Source organism: Micromonospora haikouensis (assembly GCF_000876225.1).
Classification (GTDB): domain Bacteria; phylum Actinomycetota; class Actinomycetes; order Mycobacteriales; family Micromonosporaceae; genus Micromonospora; species Micromonospora haikouensis.
The window spans coordinates 524882-545766 of record NZ_JXSX01000002.1 but is presented as its reverse complement, the minus strand read 5'-3'; the positions used below and the strand labels follow the sequence as shown (position 1 = coordinate 545766).

At 73.5% G+C, this 20885-nt stretch carries 15 protein-coding genes and 1 riboswitch; of the genes, 6 read left to right on the top strand and 9 right to left on the bottom strand.

Going from position 1 to position 20885, the window contains the following annotated elements; genetic code table 11:
* Positions 1-188: 188 nt before the first annotated feature.
* Positions 189-1370, top strand: coding sequence for an ABC transporter substrate-binding protein (locus TK50_RS19090; RefSeq protein ID WP_043965583.1), 1182 nt, complete (start codon positions 189-191; stop codon positions 1368-1370).
* A gap of 54 nt (positions 1371-1424) precedes the next feature.
* On the opposite strand, the gene TK50_RS19085 is transcribed toward TK50_RS19090, so the two are convergent.
* Together TK50_RS19085 and TK50_RS19080 are read right to left on the bottom strand one after the other, a co-directional pair.
* Positions 1425-2285 (bottom strand): ABC transporter permease, encoded by an 861-nt coding sequence (locus TK50_RS19085; protein WP_043966515.1) that lies wholly within the window; start codon positions 2283-2285, stop codon positions 1425-1427.
* Positions 2286-2385: 100 nt separating this feature from the next.
* Positions 2386-3414 carry an ABC transporter substrate-binding protein gene (locus TK50_RS19080; RefSeq protein ID WP_043965581.1) on the bottom strand — a complete coding sequence of 343 codons (1029 nt, stop codon included), beginning with the start codon at positions 3412-3414 and terminating at the stop codon, positions 2386-2388.
* A gap of 266 nt (positions 3415-3680) precedes the next feature.
* Between TK50_RS19080 and TK50_RS19075 the strand changes: the two genes are divergently transcribed.
* From TK50_RS19075 to TK50_RS35475, 4 genes are all read left to right on the top strand, one after another.
* Positions 3681-4481, top strand: a complete 801-nt coding sequence (locus TK50_RS19075; RefSeq protein ID WP_043965579.1) for an ABC transporter ATP-binding protein — start codon at positions 3681-3683, stop codon at positions 4479-4481.
* Positions 4482-4483: 2 nt separating this feature from the next.
* On the top strand, positions 4484-5452 hold the full coding sequence (locus tag TK50_RS19070; RefSeq protein WP_043965577.1) for an LLM class F420-dependent oxidoreductase: 969 nt from the start codon (positions 4484-4486) through the stop codon (positions 5450-5452).
* A 4-nt stretch (positions 5453-5456) separates the two neighbouring features.
* Positions 5457-5765, top strand: coding sequence for a cupin domain-containing protein (locus tag TK50_RS19065; protein ID WP_043965575.1), 309 nt, complete (start codon positions 5457-5459; stop codon positions 5763-5765).
* Between the two features lie 77 nt (positions 5766-5842).
* On the top strand, positions 5843-8137 hold the full coding sequence (locus tag TK50_RS35475) for a hypothetical protein (protein WP_043965573.1): 2295 nt from the start codon (positions 5843-5845) through the stop codon (positions 8135-8137).
* Positions 8138-8253: 116 nt separating this feature from the next.
* On the opposite strand, the gene thiC is transcribed toward TK50_RS35475, so the two are convergent.
* The 7 genes from thiC to thiE form a co-directional block, all read right to left on the bottom strand.
* A complete protein-coding gene (gene thiC, locus TK50_RS19055) occupies positions 8254-9846 on the bottom strand; it encodes a phosphomethylpyrimidine synthase ThiC (RefSeq protein WP_043965571.1) in 1593 nt (530 codons plus the stop codon).
* A 20-nt stretch (positions 9847-9866) separates the two neighbouring features.
* A complete protein-coding gene (gene thiD / locus TK50_RS19050; RefSeq protein WP_043965569.1) occupies positions 9867-10652 on the bottom strand; it encodes a bifunctional hydroxymethylpyrimidine kinase/phosphomethylpyrimidine kinase in 786 nt (261 codons plus the stop codon).
* Positions 10649-11452: a thiamine phosphate synthase gene (locus tag TK50_RS19045; RefSeq protein WP_052503870.1), complete on the bottom strand. Its 804-nt coding sequence runs from the start codon at positions 11450-11452 to the stop codon at positions 10649-10651. The genes thiD and TK50_RS19045 overlap by 4 nt, the downstream gene beginning before the upstream one ends.
* Positions 11449-12234 (bottom strand): thiazole synthase, encoded by a 786-nt coding sequence (locus tag TK50_RS19040; protein WP_043965567.1) that lies wholly within the window; start codon positions 12232-12234, stop codon positions 11449-11451. Before TK50_RS19040 ends, TK50_RS19045 begins: the two co-directional genes overlap by 4 nt.
* 4 nt (positions 12235-12238) lie before the next feature.
* On the bottom strand, positions 12239-12439 hold the full coding sequence (gene thiS, locus TK50_RS19035) for a sulfur carrier protein ThiS (protein ID WP_043965565.1): 201 nt from the start codon (positions 12437-12439) through the stop codon (positions 12239-12241).
* Between the two features lie 163 nt (positions 12440-12602).
* Entirely contained in the window at positions 12603-13688 is a 1086-nt protein-coding gene (gene thiO / locus TK50_RS19030; protein ID WP_043965563.1) for a glycine oxidase ThiO, read from the bottom strand.
* An 89-nt stretch (positions 13689-13777) separates the two neighbouring features.
* Positions 13778-14404, bottom strand: a complete 627-nt coding sequence (gene thiE / locus TK50_RS19025) for a thiamine phosphate synthase (RefSeq protein WP_043965561.1) — start codon at positions 14402-14404, stop codon at positions 13778-13780.
* A riboswitch (TPP riboswitch) is annotated at positions 14399-14507 on the bottom strand. (Overlaps the previous gene by 6 nt.)
* Before the next feature lie 486 nt (positions 14508-14993).
* Between thiE and TK50_RS19020 the strand changes: the two genes are divergently transcribed.
* Complete coding sequence (locus TK50_RS19020) at positions 14994-20813, top strand: ThuA domain-containing protein (protein ID WP_043965559.1); 5820 nt, start codon at positions 14994-14996, stop codon at positions 20811-20813.
* The last annotated feature ends 72 nt before the right edge of the window (positions 20814-20885 follow it).

Below are 20885 nucleotides of genomic sequence, written 5' to 3'. Positions count from 1 at the left end.
TACCCCAACATGTGGGACGCCCGTCCCGAAAAGCTTCGGAGCATCCGCGCTTGACCACAGGGCCCGGCATTGGCAAGGTTTTGCAGGCTTCGCGCACACCGTACGGCAGACCAATCCCGTTTCTCCACTGAGGACGGAACAAGCGGCGGTGACCGGGCATCTGCCCGCGCCGCACCTGGAGGACAGAGTTGACTCCCATCCGCTCCGTGACCATCGCGGCGCTCGCCTCGGCCGTCCTGGCCACCACGCTCACCGGCTGCCAGTTCGGCGCGGCGGAGCAGGATACGAGCCCGATCGTGATCGCCGTGGACCTGGAGCTGTCCGGCTCCGCGGCCCCGGTAGGCAAGGCGTACCAGCGCGCGCTGGAACTGAAGGTCGACCAGATGAACGCCTCGGGCGCGCTCGGCGCCCGCAGGATCGAGCTCAAGGTGAAGGACAACCGGTCGGACGCGAGCGAATCGCTGCGCAACATCGGTGACTTCAGCAACGACTCCCAGGTGAGCGCGATCATCATGGGCGGCTGCAACGAGTGCGCCGTCGGCGCGGCTCGTACGATCAACGAGAAGAAGATCCCGACGATCGCGCTCGCCTCGTCCAGCGCCGTGGCCACCCCGGTCGCCGACCGGCGGTACCTGTTCAAGCTGGCCCCGAACGCGGCCGACAGCGCCGCCGCCCTCACCACGGAGCTGCGCCGCCGCGGCATCCGCAAGGTGACCGTGCTCAACAGCGACGACAGCTACGGCCGGGAAGGGCTGGACGTGCTGCGGCGCGAGTTCGACAAGACCAACATCAAGTTGCTGAGCGACCAGTCGGTGAAGACCACCGACACCGACGTCAGCCAGCAGGTCGCCACGCTGGCCGCGCGGGAGCCGGAGGCGATGGTGGTCTGGACCCCGCCGGAGCAGGCGATGCTCGCCGCGGGCGCGGCCCAGACGGCCGGGTTCACCGGCTCGCTGTTCTTCGACGCCTCGGCCGCCGGGGAGCTGTTCCTGGGCGCGTCGTCCCGGTCGGCGGAGCGGGCCACCCTGATCTTCACCCAGACGATGGTCATCGACGACGTCATCGCCACCACCCCGGCCAAGGCGGCCCGCCGCCAGTGGTTCCAGGACTACACGGCCCGCTTCGGCGGCTACAACGGCTTCTCCTCGTTCGCCGCGGACGCCGTGCAGCTCATCGCCGACGCCGAGCTGCGGGCCGGCGGCGCGCCCGGCAAGGCCGGCCGCGACGGGCTGCGCAACGTGCTGGAGACGTCCCAGATGGACGGCCTCTCCGGCCCGATCCGGATGACGCCGGACAACCACTCGGGGCTAATGCCGCAGGCCCTCACGACGCTGGTCGCCCGGGGCGGCCGCTGGCGGCTCGCCGGCTGACGGCACGCACGACGACGATGGGCCTGCCGGTCGACCGGCAGGCCCATCGTCGTCTCACCTCGACGAGGTGGTCGCCCGCACCCAGGGCAGGGCCAGGCGCTCCACGAACACCAGCGCCGAGTAGAGCAGGATGCTGACCAGCGCCACCAGCATGATCGCCGCCCAGGCGGTCGCGGTGTCGCCGATGCCGGCATACTGGGTGATGACGTACCCGAGGCCGCTCTCGCCGGCCTGGAACTCCCCGATCACCGCGCCGATGGCGGCCAGCGGCATCGCCACCTTCAGGCCGACGAAGATCTGCGGCAGCGCGGCCGGGAAGCGCACCTTGCGGAACGCCTGCCACCAGGAGGCGTTCAGGGAGCGGACCAGCTCGGCCAGGTCGGACGGTGTGGTGGTCAGCCCGGTCGCGGTGGAGAGCACGATCGGGAAGAAGCAGAGCAGGAAGACCATGGTCAGGATCGGCTTCTGACCCCAGCCGAGCGCCACCACGAGCAGCGGCCCCAGGGTGATCTTCGGGACCGCGTTGACCGCGACCAGCAGCGGGGTGAACATCCGCTCGACGGTGCTCGAGGCGGCCAGCGACAGCCCGAGCAGGACGCCGGCCACGGCGGAGAGCGCGAAGCCGATCAGGATCTCCAGCATGGTGTCGAGCGTGTGCTCCAGCATCCGGTCCGGCTTGTCGGTGAACGCCGACAGCACCGAGCCGGGGGTGGGCAGCGCGGCGGGGTGCACCAGCTCCAGCCGGGCGGTGAGCCACCACACCGCGAACGCGACCAGCAGGCCCGCGCCGGGCAGCAGCAGGCCGTTCGCGCCGGCCCGCGCGCCGACGCCGAGGGCGCCGCGCCCCACGGCGGGGCGGCGCTGGTCGACGGGCGGGCCCGCGAGCGCCGGTTCCGGCGACCGGAGGTCGGTCATCTTGTTCTCCTCATCCATCCGGCGCGGCGGCCGGGAACGGAACGGGGGTACGTCCCGCCGGAGGCCGGCGGGACGTACCCCTGCTGACTTGTCGGACCGGTCAGGACTGCGGCACGAGGTTGAAGTCGATGATCTGGTCGGGGGTGAGGTTCTGCTTGAGCGAGCCCGCGCCCTGGAGGATCGCGATGCTCTTGGCGACCCGGCCGCTGTCCAGCGTGCCGATCTTGGTGCCGGAGTTGTTGGAGCGGACGTACCCGGCCATCAGCTGGAGCTCGGCGGCGGCCGCCGCCGGGTTGGTGGCGTCGACGTTCTTCTTCAACATCTCGGCGGCCTCCTGCGGGTTCGCCAGGGAGTACTCCAGACCCTTGATCAGCGCGGCGCTGAACCGCTTGACCATCTCCGGCTTCTCCTTGGCGATCTTGCTGGAGGTGATCAGCACGTTGCCGTAGAGGTCCTGCATCACGTTGCTGTAGGGCAGCAGGACGGCCTTCTTCTTGGTGACCGCCTCGACCGTCGGCTGGCCCACGACGAACTGGCCGATGCCGTCGACGGAGCCGGAGGCGAGGGTGCCCATCAGGGTCTGCGGCTCGCCGTTGACCCAGGTCACCTTGTTGACGTCCACGCCGGCGAGCCGGGCGTACGTCGGGAAGAGGTTGCGGACCACGGACGCCGGAGCGTCGGCGAGCTTCTTGCCCTCCAGGTCCTTCGGCGAGGCGATGTTCTTGCCCTCGACCGTCACGATGGCCGCCATGGTGCGCTGCTGGATCGCCGCGACGGCGACGAAGTCCTTGGCCTGGCCGTTGCCGAGCTGGAGCAGACCACCGGTGAGGTCGATGGGGCCGAAGTCGGCCTGACCGCCGACGATGGTCTGGATCACCGCGCCCGTACCCTGACCGGGCTTGATCTCGACGTCGAAGCCGGCTTCCTTGAAGAAGCCCTTCTCCTTCGCCACCCAGGCGTAGGAGTCCCGCCCGAAGTTGCCAAAGGAAGTGAGGTACGTCACTTTCTCCAGTGACTTGCCGTCTCCACCCTTGGCGTCGGACGCGTCCGAGTCGCTGCTGCACGCGGACACCAGGGTGAGGGCGGAGGCCAGGAGGGCCGCGGCGACCGTGCGGGTCAGCCTGTTCATCTGTGCACCATGTCCTTTCCGACCAGGGGCGATGCGCCTCCGGGCGGGTCGTCGAGAGCAACGGCGTCGACAGAGGGGGGAGCCGACGCCATCGTCGTGAGGGGACTCTTCGCCGGCACAGACTACGCAAGAGACCTGCCGGTGTAGCGAGGAGTGTGTGTTTCGGAACGGAAACGAACTGATCTCCACCCCGGACCGTTGCGTCCGGACGGCGGCGGGCTACCCTAGCTGCGATCCTGATGGTCCACTCAGGGAGGACACCGGCGATGATCCGACTGTCCGGCGTGTCCCGCACCTTCGACGGCCGGGCCGGCCGGGTCGAGGCGCTGCGGGGCATCGACCTCGACGTCGCCGAGGGCGAATTCGTCGCCGTGCTCGGGCGCTCGGGCTGCGGCAAGTCCACCCTGCTGCGGATGATCGCCGGCCTGCTGCCGGCCACCGCCGGGGAGATCACCGTCGCCGGCACGCCCATCACCCGCCCCCGCCGCGACATCGCCATGCTGTTCCAGCGCCCCGCCCTGCTGCCCTGGCGGTCGGTGCTGGACAACGTGCTGCTGCCCGTGGAGATCTTCGGCTGGAAGCGGGCCGGGCACCGCGAGCGCGCCCGGGAGCTGCTCGACCTGGCCGGGCTCGCCGGGTTCGAGAAGCGGCTGCCGCACGAGCTGTCCGGCGGCATGCAGCAGCGCGTCTCGCTGTGCCGGTCGCTGATCGGCGACCCCCGGGTGATGCTCATGGACGAGCCGTTCTCCGCCCTGGACGCGCTCACCCGCGAGGAGCTCTCCGGTGAGCTCCAGCGGGTGCACATGACCAGCGGGGCCACCGTCGTCTTCGTCACCCACTCCATCGACGAGGCGGTGCTGCTCGCCGACCGGGTGGTCGTGCTCAGCCCTCGGCCGGGCCGGATCCGCGCGATCGTCGAGGTCGACATCCCCCGGCCCCGGACCCTCGGCCGCAACGCCCACCTCGCCGACGTCGCCCGGGTCAGCGCCGAGCTGCACGAGCTGCTGATGGAACGCGACGCCCCCGCCGCGCCCGCCGCCACCGGGGCCGGCGCGGAGGGGCGGTGACCATGCGGGTCAGCGTCTTCACCGAGCCGCACCGGGGCGCCACCTACGACGACCAGCTGCGCTTCGCCCGGGCCGTCGAGGCGGGCGGCTTCGAGGGGTTCCTGCGGGCCGACCACTACCAGTTCCTGGGCACCGAGCCCGGCCTGCCCGGCCCCACCGACGCCTGGCTCACCCTCGCCGCGCTGGCCCGGGAGACCACCCGGATCCGGCTCGGCACCCTCGTCACCTCGGCCACCTTCCGGCTCCCCGGGCCGCTCGCCGTCATGGTCGCCCAGGTCGACCAGATGAGCGGCGGCCGGGTCGAGCTGGGCATCGGCGCCGGGTGGTACGAGCGGGAGCACACCTCGTACGGCATCCCGTTCCCCGCCGTCGGCGAGCGCTTCGACCGGCTCGCCGAGCAGCTCGAAGTAATCACCGGCCTGTGGCGCACCCCCGTCGGCGAGACGTACAGCTTCACCGGCGAGCACTACCGCCTGGTCGACGCGCCCGCCCTGCCCAAGCCGGTCCAGCGGCCCGGCCCACCGGTGATCGTCGGCGGGAGCGGCCCCAGGCGCACGCCCGAACTGGCCGCCCGGTACGCCGACGAGTTCAACGTGCCGTTCAAGAGCGTCGCCGAGACCGCCGCCGCGTACGAGCGGGTGGTCGAGGCGTGCGACCGGCACGGCCGCCCGGCGTCGGGGCGGGCACCGCTCGTCCTCTCCGCCGCCATCGCGGTGGCGATCGGGCGCACCGACGCCGAGGCGCGGCTGCGGGCCGCGCCGTTGCACGCCAAGAGCGCCCTGCCGCCGGAGGAAGCGGTGGTCGGCTCGCCCGCCCGGCTCGTCGACCGGATCGGCGAGTTCGCCGCCGTCGGGGCGACCCGGGTGCACCTGCGGCTGACCGACCTCGCCGACCTCGACCACCTGGAGCTCGTCGCCGCCGAGGTGCTCCCGCACCTGGGGCACGCCGACGCTCCCGCCACTGGAGGCTGACCGCATGACCGACGTGATCGACGGAACCGAGCTGGGCCCGGTGGGCCAGGAGATCGTCTACGAGAACGACCGGGTGCGGGTGTGGCACATCCGGCTGGAGCCGGGCGAGCGGCAGCCGCTGCACCGGCACGACCACCCGTACCTGGTGATCGCCGTCCAGGGCGCGAAGAACGTGGTGCAGACGATCGACGGCACCACCATCGACGCGGACGAGCCGACCGGCGGGGTCGTCTACCGCGACCCGGGTGCCGTCCACATGCTCACCAATGTCGGGGATACGACGTACCTGGCGCGGCTGGTCGAGCTCAAGTAGTCCCAGGCCGGGCGCGTCGGGCGCGCCGCGCGGTGCCAAGGTGGCGATCGGGCGCACCGGGCCGTAACGTGCCCGACATGGCCTTTCGGACGTGGGGCAAGCCGCTGTCCACCGCGCTCGGGGTGAGCATGCTGGCCGGGGCCGGCCAGCTCGGCGTCGCGTACGGCTTCGGCATCGTGCGGATCGCCGGCGACTTCACCGACGCCACCGTCAACCGGTGGCCCGCCCAGCTCGTCTGGGTGGGCTGGTGCGCGGCGCTCGCCGCCGTGGTCGGCGCGGTGGTAACCGAGCGGCTCGTCAGCGCCGACCCGGTCACCGGCACCACGACCGGGCGGCTCGCCCTGGCCGGCGCGGCGGCCCTGGGCGCGACCGTCGTCGCGCCGCTGTGCATGCAGCCGGCCCGGGCCACCCAGCTCAACAGTGTGGACCCGGTCTGGGCGATGGGCATCTGCGCGACCCTCGGCGCGGTGGTCGGCGCCGGCGCGGCGCTCGCCGTGCTGCTGCGCCCGCCGCTGGGCTGGAACGTCGCGGCGGTCGCCGGCACGGTCTGGTTCGTCGCCCTGGTCTCGGCCCTGCCGGCCCTCGTCGGCACCGGCCCGCTGCCGACCGTACGCCTGGGGGTGTTCGAGCCGGGCTGGCTCGCCGCCGACGCGGCGCAGGGGCTGGCCACCATCGTCCTGCCGTTGGTGGCCCTGCTCGCGGGCGCGGCCTCCGGCGCGCTGGCCCGCCGACGTGGGCACCCGCCGCTGATCGCCGGCGCGACCGGGGCGGCGGGCCCCGTGCTGGTCGCCTTCGCCTACCTGACCGCCGGCCCCGGCGACTCGGCCGACCGGTACCAGCTCGCGCCCTACTACGGTGCCCTGCTCGCGGTCGCCACCGGCCTGCTCGGCGCCACGGCCGCCGCCCTGGCCCGCTGGCCCCTCCTCGCCCGCTCCGCCAGCGCCGATACGCTGGCCGACGGGCCGGCCGGCGGCGTCGATCCGGCGGCCGGCGTGCCGACGGCCGACCTGTCCGGGGCCGGGGGTGCGCCCCTGACCGGAGCGCTCGGTGCCCGCCCGCCCGGGACGCTCCGCGCGGCCCTGTCCGGGATGCGCGCCGCCGGCCTGACCAGGGGACGCGGCGTCGGCCTGCCCGGCTCGCCCCGCGCAGGCGGGCAGCAGGGCGCGATCGAGCCGACGGACATTCTCCGGCCGCTGCCGACCGGGCCCACCCCGCCGGTGGCCGGCGACGCCGACGGGCCCGACGGCCCGGCCGACCTGGCCGCCCAACCGGGCGCGACCACGGCCCGCCGGGTCCCGGCGACCATCGGCGACCCGCTGCCGGACGACCGCACCGGCGACGCCGCCCGCAGCGGAGGCCCCCGCAGTCGGGGCGACGAGGGCCGGGACCGGGTCGGGGTCGACGGTCCGGCGGGCGCTCCCCCCGCCCACTGGGAGTGGCCGATGGCCTCCGGCACGACCGCCGCCCGACCCACCGACGCGGCCAAGCCCACCGACGCGGCCAAGCCCACCGACGCGGCCGGGACCGGCGAGGCGACCGGTCCGACCCCGAGCGGCGGGGGCGTCGATGCCACCCCGGGCGGGGAGCCCGCCACCCCCGCCCAGGCCGGTGGGCCCACCACCTTCACCGAAGGCGGCGAGGCCGCCGGCCCCGCCCAGGGCGGTGAGGTCGCCGCCGCAGGTGAGGTCCCCGCCGCATCGGCGGGCGAGGCCACCAGCGTGAGCGGGACCGGCGAGGCCGCCGGCCCGGCCCTGACCAGCGGACTGATCGACCCGGTTTCGACCGGCGGACTGATCGACCCGGCCCTGACCGGCCAGGCCGCCGAGCCGGCCCCGCGGCCCCGCCCCCGGCTGCCCCTGCCCGACCTCGACCAGGCGGCGAGCTGGGACGCGTTCGGCAACGCCGCCCGGCGGTTCGCCAGGCCGGCGCCCGAGCGCCACGTGGTCGGCGAGACGCCGCTTCCACGCAGCGAACCGGGTGAACCGGGCGGGCTCTGGCAGGCCGCGGCGAGGACGACCGGCGCGGCCCTCACCGACGGGACAGGCGTTGCCCCCGCCGACGGGACGGGACCGGCCGGCGAGCCCGGTGCCGCCCTCCCCGCAGCGGCCGGTACGCCTCCGGAGGACGCGCCCGCCGGCCGGTCCCGGCTCCTGCGGCCCCTCTTCCGGCGCGGCCGGACGCGGGCGGGAGACGACGTGGGCCCGGCGGCCGAGCGGGACGACCGCCACGACCCGGAACCGCTGCCGGCGCAGGACGAGGAGTACGTCGACTGGGTCACCGGCCTCGCCCGCCCCGTGTCGGGCGAGGACGGTGGGTCGACGGACGCCGACCGGCGCTCGCTGCGCCCCTCCGGCCGGCACCACCGGGACTGACCCCGCCGCCATGTCGGCGACGTGGCGGGGTAAGCCTCGACGGGATACCCCCACGTCGCCGACATGGCTCCGGGCGCAGGCCCGGCAAGGCCAGCCCGGCGGGGCGCGGGCCGGGGTCAGGCCAGCGGCAGGTACACCCGGCCGCCGGAGGAGACGAACTCCGCCGACTTGTCCTGCATGCCGCGCGCCGCGTACTCCTTCAGCTCCTGGGTGATCTTCATGGAGCAGAACTTCGGGCCGCACATCGAGCAGAAGTGCGCGGTCTTCGCCGGCTCGGCCGGCAGGGTCGCGTCGTGGTACGACCGCGCCGTCTCCGGGTCCAGCGAGAGGTTGAACTGGTCGGACCAGCGGAACTCGAACCGCGCCTTCGACAGCGCGTCGTCCCACGCCTGCGCGCCGGGGTGGCCCTTGGCCAGGTCCGCCGCGTGCGCCGCGATCTTGTACGCGATCACGCCGGCCTTCACGTCGTCCCGGTCGGGCAGGCCGAGGTGCTCCTTGGGCGTGACGTAGCAGAGCATCGCGGTGCCGAACATGCCGATCATCGCCGCGCCGATCGCCGACGTGATGTGGTCGTACGCGGGGGCGATGTCGGTGGTCAGCGGGCCGAGGGTGTAGAACGGGGCCTCGTGGCACCACTCCTGCTGGAGGTCCACGTTCTCCTTGATCTTGTGCATCGGCACGTGGCCGGGGCCCTCGATCATCACCTGCACGTCGTACTCCCAGGCGATCCTCGTCAGCTCGCCGAGGGTGCGCAGCTCGGCGAACTGGGCCTCGTCGTTGGCGTCGGCGATGGAGCCGGGGCGCAGCCCGTCGCCGAGGGAGAACGTCACGTCGTACCGCGCGAGGATCGTGCACAGCTCGCGGAAGTTGGTGTAGAGGAAGTTCTCCTCGTGGTGCGCCAGGCACCAGGCCGCCATGATCGACCCGCCCCGGGAGACGATCCCGGTCACCCGGTCGACGGCCAGCGGCACGTACGGCAGCAGCACCCCGGCGTGCACCGTCATGTAGTCGACGCCCTGCTCGGCCTGCTCGATCACCGTCTCGCGGAACACCTCCCAGCTCAGCTTTACGGGGTCGCCGCCGACCTTCTCCAGGGCCTGGTAGATCGGCACCGTCCCGATCGGCACCGGCGAGTTGCGCACGATCGCCTCGCGGGTCTCGTGGATCCGCTTGCCCGTGGACAGGTCCATCACGGTGTCCGCGCCCCACCGGGTGGCCCAGGTCAGCTTCTCCACCTCCTCGGCCACCGAGGAGGTGACCGCCGAGGTGCCGATGTTGGCGTTGACCTTCACCAGGAACGCCTTGCCGATGATCGCCGGCTCGCACTCCGGGTGGTTGACGTTGAGCGGCAGGACCGCCCGGCCGGCGGCGATCTCGTCGCGGACGAACTCCGGGGCCATCCCCTCCCGGATCGCCACGAACTCCATCTCCGGGGTGACGACCCCGGCCCGCGCGTACGCGAGCTGCGTCGGGCGCTTCCCGTCCGCGCCCGCGAGCGGGGTGCCCGCCCCCCGCACCGGCGCGACGTCGCCGCGCTCGGCGATCCACGGTCCGCGCAGCGGCGGCAGCCCCACCTCGGGGTCGGAGCCGGGGCCGGAGGTGTCGTAGAGCCGGACCGGCGGGTTGTCGCCGGTCAGGTCGACCTCGGCGAACGGCACCCGGACGTCCGGCCGGGCCCCCTCGACGTAGACCTTGCGTCGTGCCTGCATGACTGCCTCCCAGGTGGTGGTCAGGACCAGCCGAAGTGGTCCAGCGGGCCGCGTCCCGCGCCCAGTTCCCAGTCCCGCGCGCCGGTCAGCGCGCGGGTGACGTACTCCTTGGCGGCCGCGACCGCCGCCGGCACCGGATCCCCGGCCGCAAGCCGCACGGCGATCGCCGCCGAGAACGAGCAGCCGGTGCCGTGGCTGTGCCGGGTGCGCACCCGCCGGGCGCGCAGCAGCGTGGTCGCCCCGCCGCCGACCAGCACGTCCACCGACTCGCCGGCCGCGTCCACGTCGCCGCCGGTGACCACCACGTGCGCCGGGCCGCCGGCGGCGAGGGCCTCGGCGGCGGCCACCATCTCCTCGACCGTGGTCACCGGGCGTCCGGTGAGGGCGGCGGCCTCCGCGCAGTTCGGCGTCGCCACCTCGGCGTACGGCAGCAGCCGCTCGACCGCCTCGACCACGCCGAGCCGGTGCCCGCTGGTGGCGACGAGCACCGGGTCGACGACGAGGTGCGGCAGGCGTCCCGCCCGCGCGGCGTCGGCGACCGCGTCGGCGACGGCCGGGTTGCCGAGCATCCCGGTCTTCACCGCCCGCACCCGGAAGTCGCCGAGCACGCTGTCGAGCTGCTCGGTGACGGTGCGCGGCGGCAGCGGCAGGACGGCGTCCACGCCCCGGGTGTTCTGTGCGGTGACGGCCGTGAGGACGCTGGTGCCGTACGCGCCGAGCGCCGCGAAGACCTTGAGGTCGGCCTGGATGCCGGCGCCCCCGCCGGAGTCGGAGCCGGCGATGGTGAGCACGGTCGTCGGGGTCACTTGGTCGCCTCGCTCGCTCGGTCCACCAGGGCTGCGGCGGTGGTCCCGGTTGAGGGCTGGGGCGTCTCCGCGCACGATTGGCCGGCTCGCGCCTCGGCCCAGGCGGTCGTCAGCGTGGCGGCTGCCTCGGCCGGGTCCGGGGCGCGCATGATCGCGCCCTGCACCGCCACCCCCGCCGCGCCCGCCGCCAGGCAGGCGCGCACCTGCTCCGGGGTCTCGATGCCGCCGAGGGCGAGGACCGGCACGGGGCTGAACCGGATCAGCTCGCCGAGCCGCCGCGGCCCGAGGGGCGGGCCGTAGCCGGGCTTCGACCTGCTCGGATACACCGGGGAGAGGGTCGCGTAGTCCTCGGTGGTCAGTCGCGCCAGCTCGGCCGCGTCGTGGCAGGAGCGGCCGACGAGCCACGGGCGGGGACGACCGGCGGGGCCGGGGCGCGGCGGCGGGTACGGGCCGGTGGCCGGAAGGTGCACGGCGTCGCCGCCGAGCGGGTCGGGGCCCGCCACGACCAGGGTGCCGCCGGCCTCGGCGAGGATCGGGCGCAGGTGCGCGGCGAGCGCGGCCCGCTCGGCGCGGGGCAGGTCCTTCTCCCGCAGCACCACCCAGCGCACTCCCCCGGCCACGGCACCCACCACCACCCGCACGAGCGCCCCCGGCGCGCTCCCTCCCGTGGCGTCCCCTCCCCGATCGGCGAGCAGGACGACGCCGCAGGGCGTCGGCGGCAAGATCTTGGAAGATTCCGGCCCCTGGAGGGGCCATTTCCTTCCAAGATCCGCAAGAGGCGGGGTGGGGGGTGGGGTCATAGGGCTGGCCTTCCCTCGTCGGGGGTGGAGGCCAGCGCGTGGAAGCGGCGCGGGATGCGGCCCGCCCCGTGGGCCAGGCGGCCCGCCTCGACCGCGTACCGCATGGCGCTCGCCATGGCGACCGGGTCGGCGGCGCGGGTGACGGCGCTGGCCAGCAGCACGGCGTCGCAGCCCAGCTCCATGGCCAGCGCCGCGTCGGACGCCGTGCCGATCCCCGCGTCGAGGATCACCGGCACGTCGACGCTCTGCCGGATCAGTCGGATGTGGTGCGGGTTGTTCACGCCCAGTCCGGAGCCGATCGGCGCGCCCGCCGGCATCACCGCCGCGCAGCCGACGTCGGCGAGCCGCCGGGCCAGGATCGGGTCGTCCGACGTGTACGGCAGCACGGTGAACCCGTCCGCGACCAGGGTCTCGGCGGCGCGCAGCAGCTCCACCCCATCGGGCAGCAGCGTGCGCTCGTCGCCGATCACCTCCAGCTTCACCCAGTCCGTGTCGAACGCCTCGCGGGCCAGGTGGGCCACCTTCACCGCCTCGCCGGCCGTGTAGCAGCCGGCCGTGTTCGGCAGCAGCCGCACCCCGCACCGGTCCAGCAGGTCGAGCAGCCCGCCGCCCATGCCGGGGGCGGTGTCGACGCGGCGCAGCGCGAGCGTCACCAGCTCGGTGCCGGACGCCCGGATCGCCTGCTCCAGCGCGTGCAGGCTGGCCGCGCCGCCGGTGCCGAGGATGAGCCGGGACCCGAACGTCACGCCGCCCAGCTCGAACGAGGAGCCCTCGTGGGACATGTCGTCACCCGCCCTGGGCGGCGCTGAGCACCTCGACGTGGTCGCCGTCGCGCAGCGGGGTCGCCGGCCAGCCGCCGCGCGGCACGACCTCGCCGTTGACCGCGACGGCGAGGCCGCGCCGCTCGTCGGTGACCAGGCCGACCGCGTCGGCCACGGTCGCGCCGGCGGGCAGCGTACGCCCGGTGCCGTTCACCGTCAGTTCCATGTGGGTGCTCCTCCTCGGATGCGTCCTCGGCCCGCCACCGGGACGGGATGCGCCGGGCCGGACGCGATCGGCCGGGTCGGCGGCGGCGCGGTCGGACCGGTGACGCGGACCGGTGACGCGGATCGGTCGCGCGGATCGGTCGGGTCGGTCGGGGTGACGACGGTCAGCCGGGCCGGCGCTGGCCGGCGAACCGCTCGGGGGTGCAGGGGGCGAGCAGCGGGTCCGCCGTCGCGGGGGCCGTGGGCTCGGCGACGACCAGCTCGGTGACGAGGTCGGCGGTGAGCGGGGTGAGCACGATGCCGTGCCGGTGGTGGCCGGTGGCGACGAGCACGCCGGGCCGGCCGGGCAGCGGCCCGATGATCGGGGCGTTGTCGGGGGTGCCGGGGCGCAGCCCGGCGGTCGCCTCGACCAGCTCGTACTCGGCCAGCTCGGGGACGAGATCCACGGCGGCGCGGAGCAGCCGCAGCACCGCCCCGGCGGTGACGTCGGTGTCGGCGCGTTCCTCGACGGTCGCGCCGACCACCACCTCCCCGTCCTCGCGGGGCACCAGGTAGACGGGTTCGCCGTCGGCGTACCCCCGGACGACGTGCCGGAAGCCCGGCGGACCGCCGTCGGGCGCGCGCAGCCGCAGGATCTGGCCCTTGACGGGCCGGACCGGCAGCCCGGTGAGCGCGGCGGCCCCGCAGCCGGCGGCGACGACGGTGACCCGGGCGTCCAGGTCGGACAGCGCCCGCACCGCGCCGGTGACGAGGGTCGCGCCGGCCCGCTCGGCGGCGGTGCGCAGCGCCGTGACCAGCCGCCGGGGGTCGACCTGGTGGTCGCCGGGGGCGACCGCGCCGCCGCGCACCCGGGTGGCGAGCGCCGGTTCGCGGTCGCGCAGCTCCGACGGGCGCAGCGGGCTGATGGGCAGCCCCAGGTCCCGCTGGTACGACCACAGCCGCTGTGCCTCGGCCAGGTCGTCGCCGGTGAGCCCGACGACGAGGGTGCCCTCGGTGCGGTATCCGAGGTCGACGCCGCTGGCGGCGGTCAGCTCGGCGGCGAACGCGGGCCAGCGGGCGGCCGAGGCGACCAGCAGCCCGGTCAGCTCCCGCTCGCCGAAGTAGGCCTCGGCGACCGGCGACAGCATCCCGGCCGCGACGTGGGACGCGCCCGACCCGGGGGCCGGGTCGTGCACGGTGACGCGCAGCCCGCGCGCCGCGCACCGCCACGCGACCGCCAGCCCGACGGCCCCGCCCCCCACCACCGCCACGTCGGTAAGGAAGGGCCCCCGGTCAACGCCTTCTGCATAGGAAGGGTCCCTTCCTAACCCGTCGGCGCGGGCTGGCACCTCGGCGCGGGCTAGCACGTCAGCGCCCCGAGCAGCTCGGCGGTGGCCCGTGCGGGATCGGCGGCGGCGGAGAGCGCCCCGACCACCGCCACCCCGTACGCCCCGGCGGCGCGCAGCGCCGGCACCGCTGCGGCGGTCACCCCGCCGATGGCGATCACCGGCACCGCCACGGCCCCGGCCACGGCGCGTACCCCCTCGGGGCCGATCGGGTCCGGCAGGCCCGCCTTGGTGTCGGTGGCGTGGCAGGGGCCGACGCCGAGGTAGCTCGCCCCGCCGGCCACCGCCTCGGCGGCCGGCCCGGGTGCGCGGGCGGTCGCGCCGAGCACGGCGGTGGGGCCGAGGACCCGGCGGGCCGCCGCGACCGGCAGGTCGTCCGCGCCGACGTGGCCGCCTGCGGCGCCGACCGCGAGCGCCACGTGCAGCCGGTCGTTGACCAGGCACATCGCCCCGTACGGGGCGCAGAGGGCGACCGCCCGCCGGGCCAGGTCGTACGCCTCGCGGTCGGTGGCGTCGTCGGTGACGCGGACCTGGACGACCAGCTCGGCGCGGGCCACCGGCAGGGCGGCGCGAAGCACGGCGAGCGGGTCCCGCCCCGGCCGGGTGTCGGTGATCAGATGCAGTCGCCCAAGGGACGGCACGGCAACTCTCCTCCCTGCGCCGGCATTACCCGGATCAGGTTCGACGGTCGGGGGCTCCAGCCCCCCTCTCAGCCCGGTACACCGGGCTCCCGTGGGTTACGTCCGTGTCACCGTACGACGAATCGGCTGATCCGCCAAGGGATCCGACCGGTGGTCCAGACCACGGTCAGCCGGCCGGCGAGCCGCTTCTCCCCATTCCTCCGCATGCGCCGGATAGGTCGATCGCCGATACCGAATCGTTACACGCCGACGCCTTGCCGGAAACGAGTCCAGCGGCGCTAATTTGTTCAACCGATCGACATATTTCGGCGCGTGGCCTCGGCGTGGCCCGCACCGACCTACCGGTACGCGGCCCTGGCGTGGCCGCGCACCCGATCCGACCGGTGAGCGGCCCTGGCGTGGCCGCGCACCGACCAGCGGTATGCGACCCCCTCGCGTACCGGTCCGACAGGTGCGGGCCTGGGCCCGCACCGACGTTACAAGGTGCCTGGGCCCTGGTCTGACCCAGGCACCGCACCGACCGGGGACGGTCTGCGGCGAAGTCGTCCCCGAGCCCACCACTGTCCAGCTCGGACAAAAGGAGCATGGAGTGTCTCCATCCCGCCGCCGCCGCATACCTCGCGGCATCCTCAGTTCCTCACTTCTCAGCCTGTCCCTCGTCGCCACCGGCCTGGTCGCCGGCACCCCCGCGCAGGCCGCACCGGCCGCCGCGCAGGCGGCGCCCCTGGCGGCCCCCGCAGCGGCAGCCGCCACCGACCCGTTCTCGGTGCTCGTCTTCTCCAAGACCGCCGCCTTCCGGCACGACGCGATCCCGGCCGGCATCGCCGCGATCCAGAAGCTCGGGACCGACAACGGCTTCACCGTCGACACGACCGAGGACGGCGCCGCGTTCAACGACGCCAACCTCGCGAAGTACCAGGCCGTGATCTGGCTGTCGACCACCGGTGACGTCCTCAACGCCGACCAGCAGGCCGCGTTCGAGCGCTACATCAAGGCCGGCGGCGGCTACGCCGGCGTCCACGCGGCCTCGGACACCGAGTACGACTGGCCCTGGTACGGCAAGCTGGTCGGCGCGTACTTCAACAACCACCCCGCCAACCAGCAGGCCACCGTCAAGGTCGAGGACCACGCCCACCCGTCCACGGCCACGCTGCCGGACAAGTGGTCCCGGTTCGACGAGTGGTACAACTTCCGGACCAACCCGCGCTCCAACGTGCACGTCCTGGCCAGCCTGGACGAGAAGTCCTACACCCCGGGCAGCGGCGCGATGGGCGCCGACCACCCCACCGCCTGGTGCCAGGACTACGACGGCGGCCGGGCCTGGTACACCGGTGGCGGCCACACCCAGCAGTCGTACCAGGAGCCCGAGTTCCTCGCCCACCTGCTCGGCGGCATCCGCACCGCCGCGGGCGTGGAGAAGGCCGACTGCGGCGCCTCGAAGACCTCGAACTTCGACAAGGTGACGCTGGACAGCAACACCAACAACCCGATGGAGCTGGACATCGCTCCGGACGGTCGGGTGTTCTACGCCGAGCGTGACGGCCGGGTGCAGATCATCAAGCCGGACACCAGCAACACGGTCACCGCGACCAAGCTGGACGTCTTCACCGGCAACGAGGACGGCCTGCTCGGCCTCCGCCTCGACCCGGACTTCGCCACCAACAAGTGGATCTACCTCTACTACGCGCCGGCCGGTGGCGGCCCCCGCAACTACCTGTCCCGGTTCACCGTCAACGGTGACGCCATCGACAAGGCCACCGAGAAGGTCGTCCTCCAGGTCGACACACAGCGCAACACCTGCTGCCACGCGGGCGGCAGCATGACCTTCGACTCGAAGGGCAACCTGTACCTGGCCACCGGCGACAACACCAACCCGTTCGAGTCGAACGCCTTCACGCCGATCGACGAGCGGGCCGGCCGGCAGGACTACGACGCGCAGCGCAGCGCCGGCAACACCAACGACCTGCGCGGCAAGGTGATCCGGATCCACCCGGAGGACGACGGCACCTACACGATCCCCACGGGGAACCTGTTCGCGCCGGGCACCGCGAAGACCCGCCCCGAGATCTTCGGCATGGGCTTCCGTAACCCGTTCCGGATCGGCGTCGACCAGAAGACCGACACCCTCTACGTCGCCGACTACGGACCGGACGCCAACTCGGCCAACCCGGACCGCGGCCCCGAGGGCCTGGTGGAGTGGAACATCGTCGCCACCGCCGGCAACTACGGCTGGCCGTACTGCACCGGCAACAACAAGGCGTACAACGACTACACCTTCCCGAACGGGCCGAGCGGGGCGAAGTTCAACTGCGCCGCGCCGGTGAACGACTCGCCGAACAACACCGGCCTGACCAACCTGCCGCCGGCCATCCCGGCGACCGTGGACTACGGCTACGCGGGTGACCCGCGCTTCCCCGAGATCGGCGGCGGCGGCGCCCCGATGGGCGGCCCGGTCTACCGGTACGACGCCGACAGCACGTCGGACCGCAAGTGGCCGGCGTACTACGACGGCAAGGCGCTCCTCGGTGAGTGGAACCAGTCGAAGATGTACACGATGCAGGTCAGCCAGGACGGCAAGTCGCTGATCGACATCAACCAGCTGCTCACCGGCATGACCATGGTCCGCCCGATGGACTTCGAGTTCGGGCCGGACGGCGCGCTCTACCTGATCGAGTGGGGCAGCGGCTTCGGCGGCAACAACGACAACTCCGGGGTCTACCGGATCGACTACACCGCCGGTTCCCGGGCCCCGATCGCCCAGGCCAGCGCCGACCCCACCTCCGGGCCCGCACCGCTGACCGTGAACTTCTCCAGCGCCGGTTCCCGCGACCCCGACGGCGGCACGCTGACCTACTCCTGGAAGTTCGGCGACGGGCAGACCTCCACCGAGGCGAACCCGACGCACACCTACGCCACCGCCGGTGACTACATCGCCCAGCTCACCGTCACCAACCCGGCGGGTCGTACCGCCGTGGCGAACGTGCCGGTGACGGTCGGCAACACCGCCCCGACGGTGACCATCGAGTTCCCGCCGAACGGCGGTTTCTTCGAGTGGGGCGACCAGATCAAGTACACGATCAAGGTGACCGACCCGGAAGACGGCACCATCGACTGTGACCGGGTCCAGCTCCAGGTGCTGCTCGGCCACGACGAGCACGCCCACCCGCTGGAGCAGCACACCGGCTGCACCGGCACCGTGCAGACCTCGCTGGCCTCCGGCCACGGCGCGGAGGCGAACGTCTTCGGCGTCTTCGAGGCGACGTACACCGACAAGGGCGGCGCCGGCGGTGCCGGCTCGCTGACCGGCCGGGCGATCGAGCAGCTCCAGCCCAAGCGCAAGCAGGCCGAGTACTTCACCGCCACCGGCCGGGCCCCCGGCAGCACCGGCGGCGGCGACCCGGGCGTGCAGAAGGAGACCACCACCGACACCGCCGGCGGCAACCAGAACATCGGCTTCATCGAGGACGGTGACTGGTGGTCGCTCGCCCCGGCCAGCCTGACCGGGATCGACTCGATCCGCTTCCGGGCGGCCTCGTCGGTCCAGGGCGGGCGGATCGAGGTCCGCTCGGGCACCGTCGACGGCCCGCTGGTCGCGACCGCGAACGTGCCGGGCACCGGCGGCTGGCAGCAGTTCGTCGACGTGACCGCCCCGGTCACCGGCCCGGCTGAGGGCACGCTGTACTTCCTCGCCAAGGACCCGGCCGGCGGCACCGGTTCGCTGTTCAACGTCAACTGGATGGACTTCATCGGCCGCGGCGTCACCGAGAACGCGCCGCCGCAGGTCAGCGCCACGGCGACGCCGACCACCGGCACCGCGCCGGTCACCGTCACCTTCGACGGCACGGCCACCGACGCCGAGGGCGACACCCCGCTGACGTACGCCTGGGACTTCGGCGACGGCAAGACGGCGTCGACCCTCGACGCCACCCACACGTACACCGTGCCGGGCACCTTCACCGCCACCCTGACGGTGACCGACGCCCGGGGCGCGAAGGCGTACGTGACCGTCCCGGTGAAGGTGGAGGCGGCGAACACGTCCTGCTTCGGGGCGCGTTCGGACGACTTCCTCGGCACCAGCCTGGACAAGAACCGCTGGACCGTGGTCCGGGAGAACCAGCTCTACTCGGTCTCCGGCGGGTCGCTGCGGCTGCCCACCGCCTCCGGTGACCTGTACGGCACGACCAACGGCGCCACCAACCTGGTCCTCCAGCCCGCGCCCAGCGGGGCCTGGCAGGCCACCACGAAGGTCACCCTGCCCGTCACCGCCAACTACCAGCAGGCCGGCCTGCTGATCTACGGCGACGACGACAACTACGCCAAGCTGGACCTGCTCTACAGCGGGTCCCGCCGGGTGGAGTTCATCCGGGAGACCGCCGGTTCGCCCCGCAACGAGGGGGCGGACGCCACCGCTGCGCCCGCCGGTGACTCCATCTGGCTGCGGCTGACCAGCGACGGCACCAACCTGACGGCGGGCATGTCCGCCGACGGGACGACGTTCACCCCGGTCGGCCGGTCCGCCGCGCTCGCCGGGATCACCAACCCCCGGATCGGCCTGTTCGCCCTCAACGGCGGCACCACCGCCCCGGTGGTGGACGCGGCGTTCGACTTCTTCCAGGTCACGCCGGACGAGCCGGCCGGCCCGGTCGACCCGTCGGACGAGTTCGGTGGCACCGCGCTCGACAAGTGCCGCTGGAACGCGATCCTGCGGGAGGACGCGGCCACCTACCGGGTGACCGGTGGCGCGCTGCAGATCGACGTGCCGAAGGGTGACATCTACGGCACCGGCAACACCGGGCCGACGAACTTCATCCTCCAGACCGCGCCCAGCGGCGACTGGACCCTGGAGACGAAGGTCGACGGCAGCCTGCTGGCCGAGCAGTACCAGCAGGCGGGTCTGATCGTCCACGCCGACGACGACAACTACGTCAAGTTCGACTTCATCGTGGACAACCAGGCCGGTCAGACGGTCTCCCGGCGGATCGAGTTCCGCAGCGAGGTCGGCGGTACCGTGCAGAACCCGCAGCCGGAGGTCACCAACCTGACCTCGGGGGTGTGGCACCTGCGGGTGGCGCGCACCGGGAACGACTTCACCGGGTCGTACTCGGCTGACGGGCAGGAGTGGACGACGCTCGGCACGGTGAGCAACACCGCCGTCGGGGCCACCCCGAAGATCGGTCTGTTCACGCTCGGGGCCAACGCGGCCACGTCGAAGACCGCGTCGTTCGACTACTTCCGGCTCTCCACCAAGGTGGCCGACACGGCCGCGCCGGTGACCACCGCCACGGTCTCCGGCACCCCGACCGAGGGCTGGCACACCGCGCCGGTCACGGTCACGCTCGCGGCGGCCGACGAGGCCGGCGGCAGCGGGGTGGCCTCCACCGAGTACCAGCTCGACGGTGCCACCACGTGGACCGCGTACACCGAGCCGGTGCAGGTCACCGGTGACGGGTCGCACGAGGTGCGGTTCCGGTCGACCGACAAGGCCGGCAACGTGGAGACCGCCAAGAAGGTCAACGTCAAGATCGACGGCACCGCGCCGGTCAGCTCGGCCGCGTTCGCCCCGGCGAACGACGACGGCTGGCACGCCGGCACGGTTCCGGTGGTGATCACCTCCACCGACGCCGGTTCCGGGGTCAAGAAGCTGGAGTGGTCGCTCGACGGTGGCGCCTGGACGGCGTACACCACGCCGGTCGAGGTGACCGGGGACGGCACGCACGAGCTGCTGTACCGGGCCACCGACGCCGCCGGCAACGTCGAGTCGCTGAAGTCGGCGGTCGTCAAGATCGACGGCACCAAGCCGACGCTGCTGGTCTCCGGCATCGCCGACGGCCAGCTCTACGGTGACAGCCAGGACGTCCGGATCTCGTGGCAGGCGGTCGACCCGACCTCCGGCATCAAGACGACCTCCGGCAAGTTGGACGGCACGACGTACGCCAGCGGCACCCTCCAGGCGCTGTACGAGCTGCCGCTCGGCCAGCACGAGCTGACGGTGACCGCGACCGACAAGGCGGGCAACTCCACCTCCTCGACGGTCCGGTTCTACGTCACCACCTCGTTCCGGGACATGCAGAACCTGCTGGACCGGTTCAAGGCGACCGGACGACTCTCCACCAAGGCGCACCGTCAGCTGTCCAACAAGCTGGACGCGGTGCGGGCCTCCGAGGCGGCGGGCAACGACAAGCGGGCGGTGCAGCAGTTGACCGCCTTCAAGGCGTTGGCCACCGATGCCGCCCTGGTGACCGACACGGACGTCCGGGACGTGCTGGTCCGCGACGCCGACGCCATGATCGTCCGGCTCGGTGGCGCGGCCACCAAGGCCGGCGTCAAGGCGAACGACAACAAGTCGGTGGACGGGGCGGGCCGCCTCGGCGCCGACCCCACCCGGATCGCCGAGGGCGGTTCGCTGTAACGGAAGACGGGGCCGCTCCCGCCGTGCACCACGACGGCGGGGGCGGCCCCACCCGAACCGAACGAGTGGAGC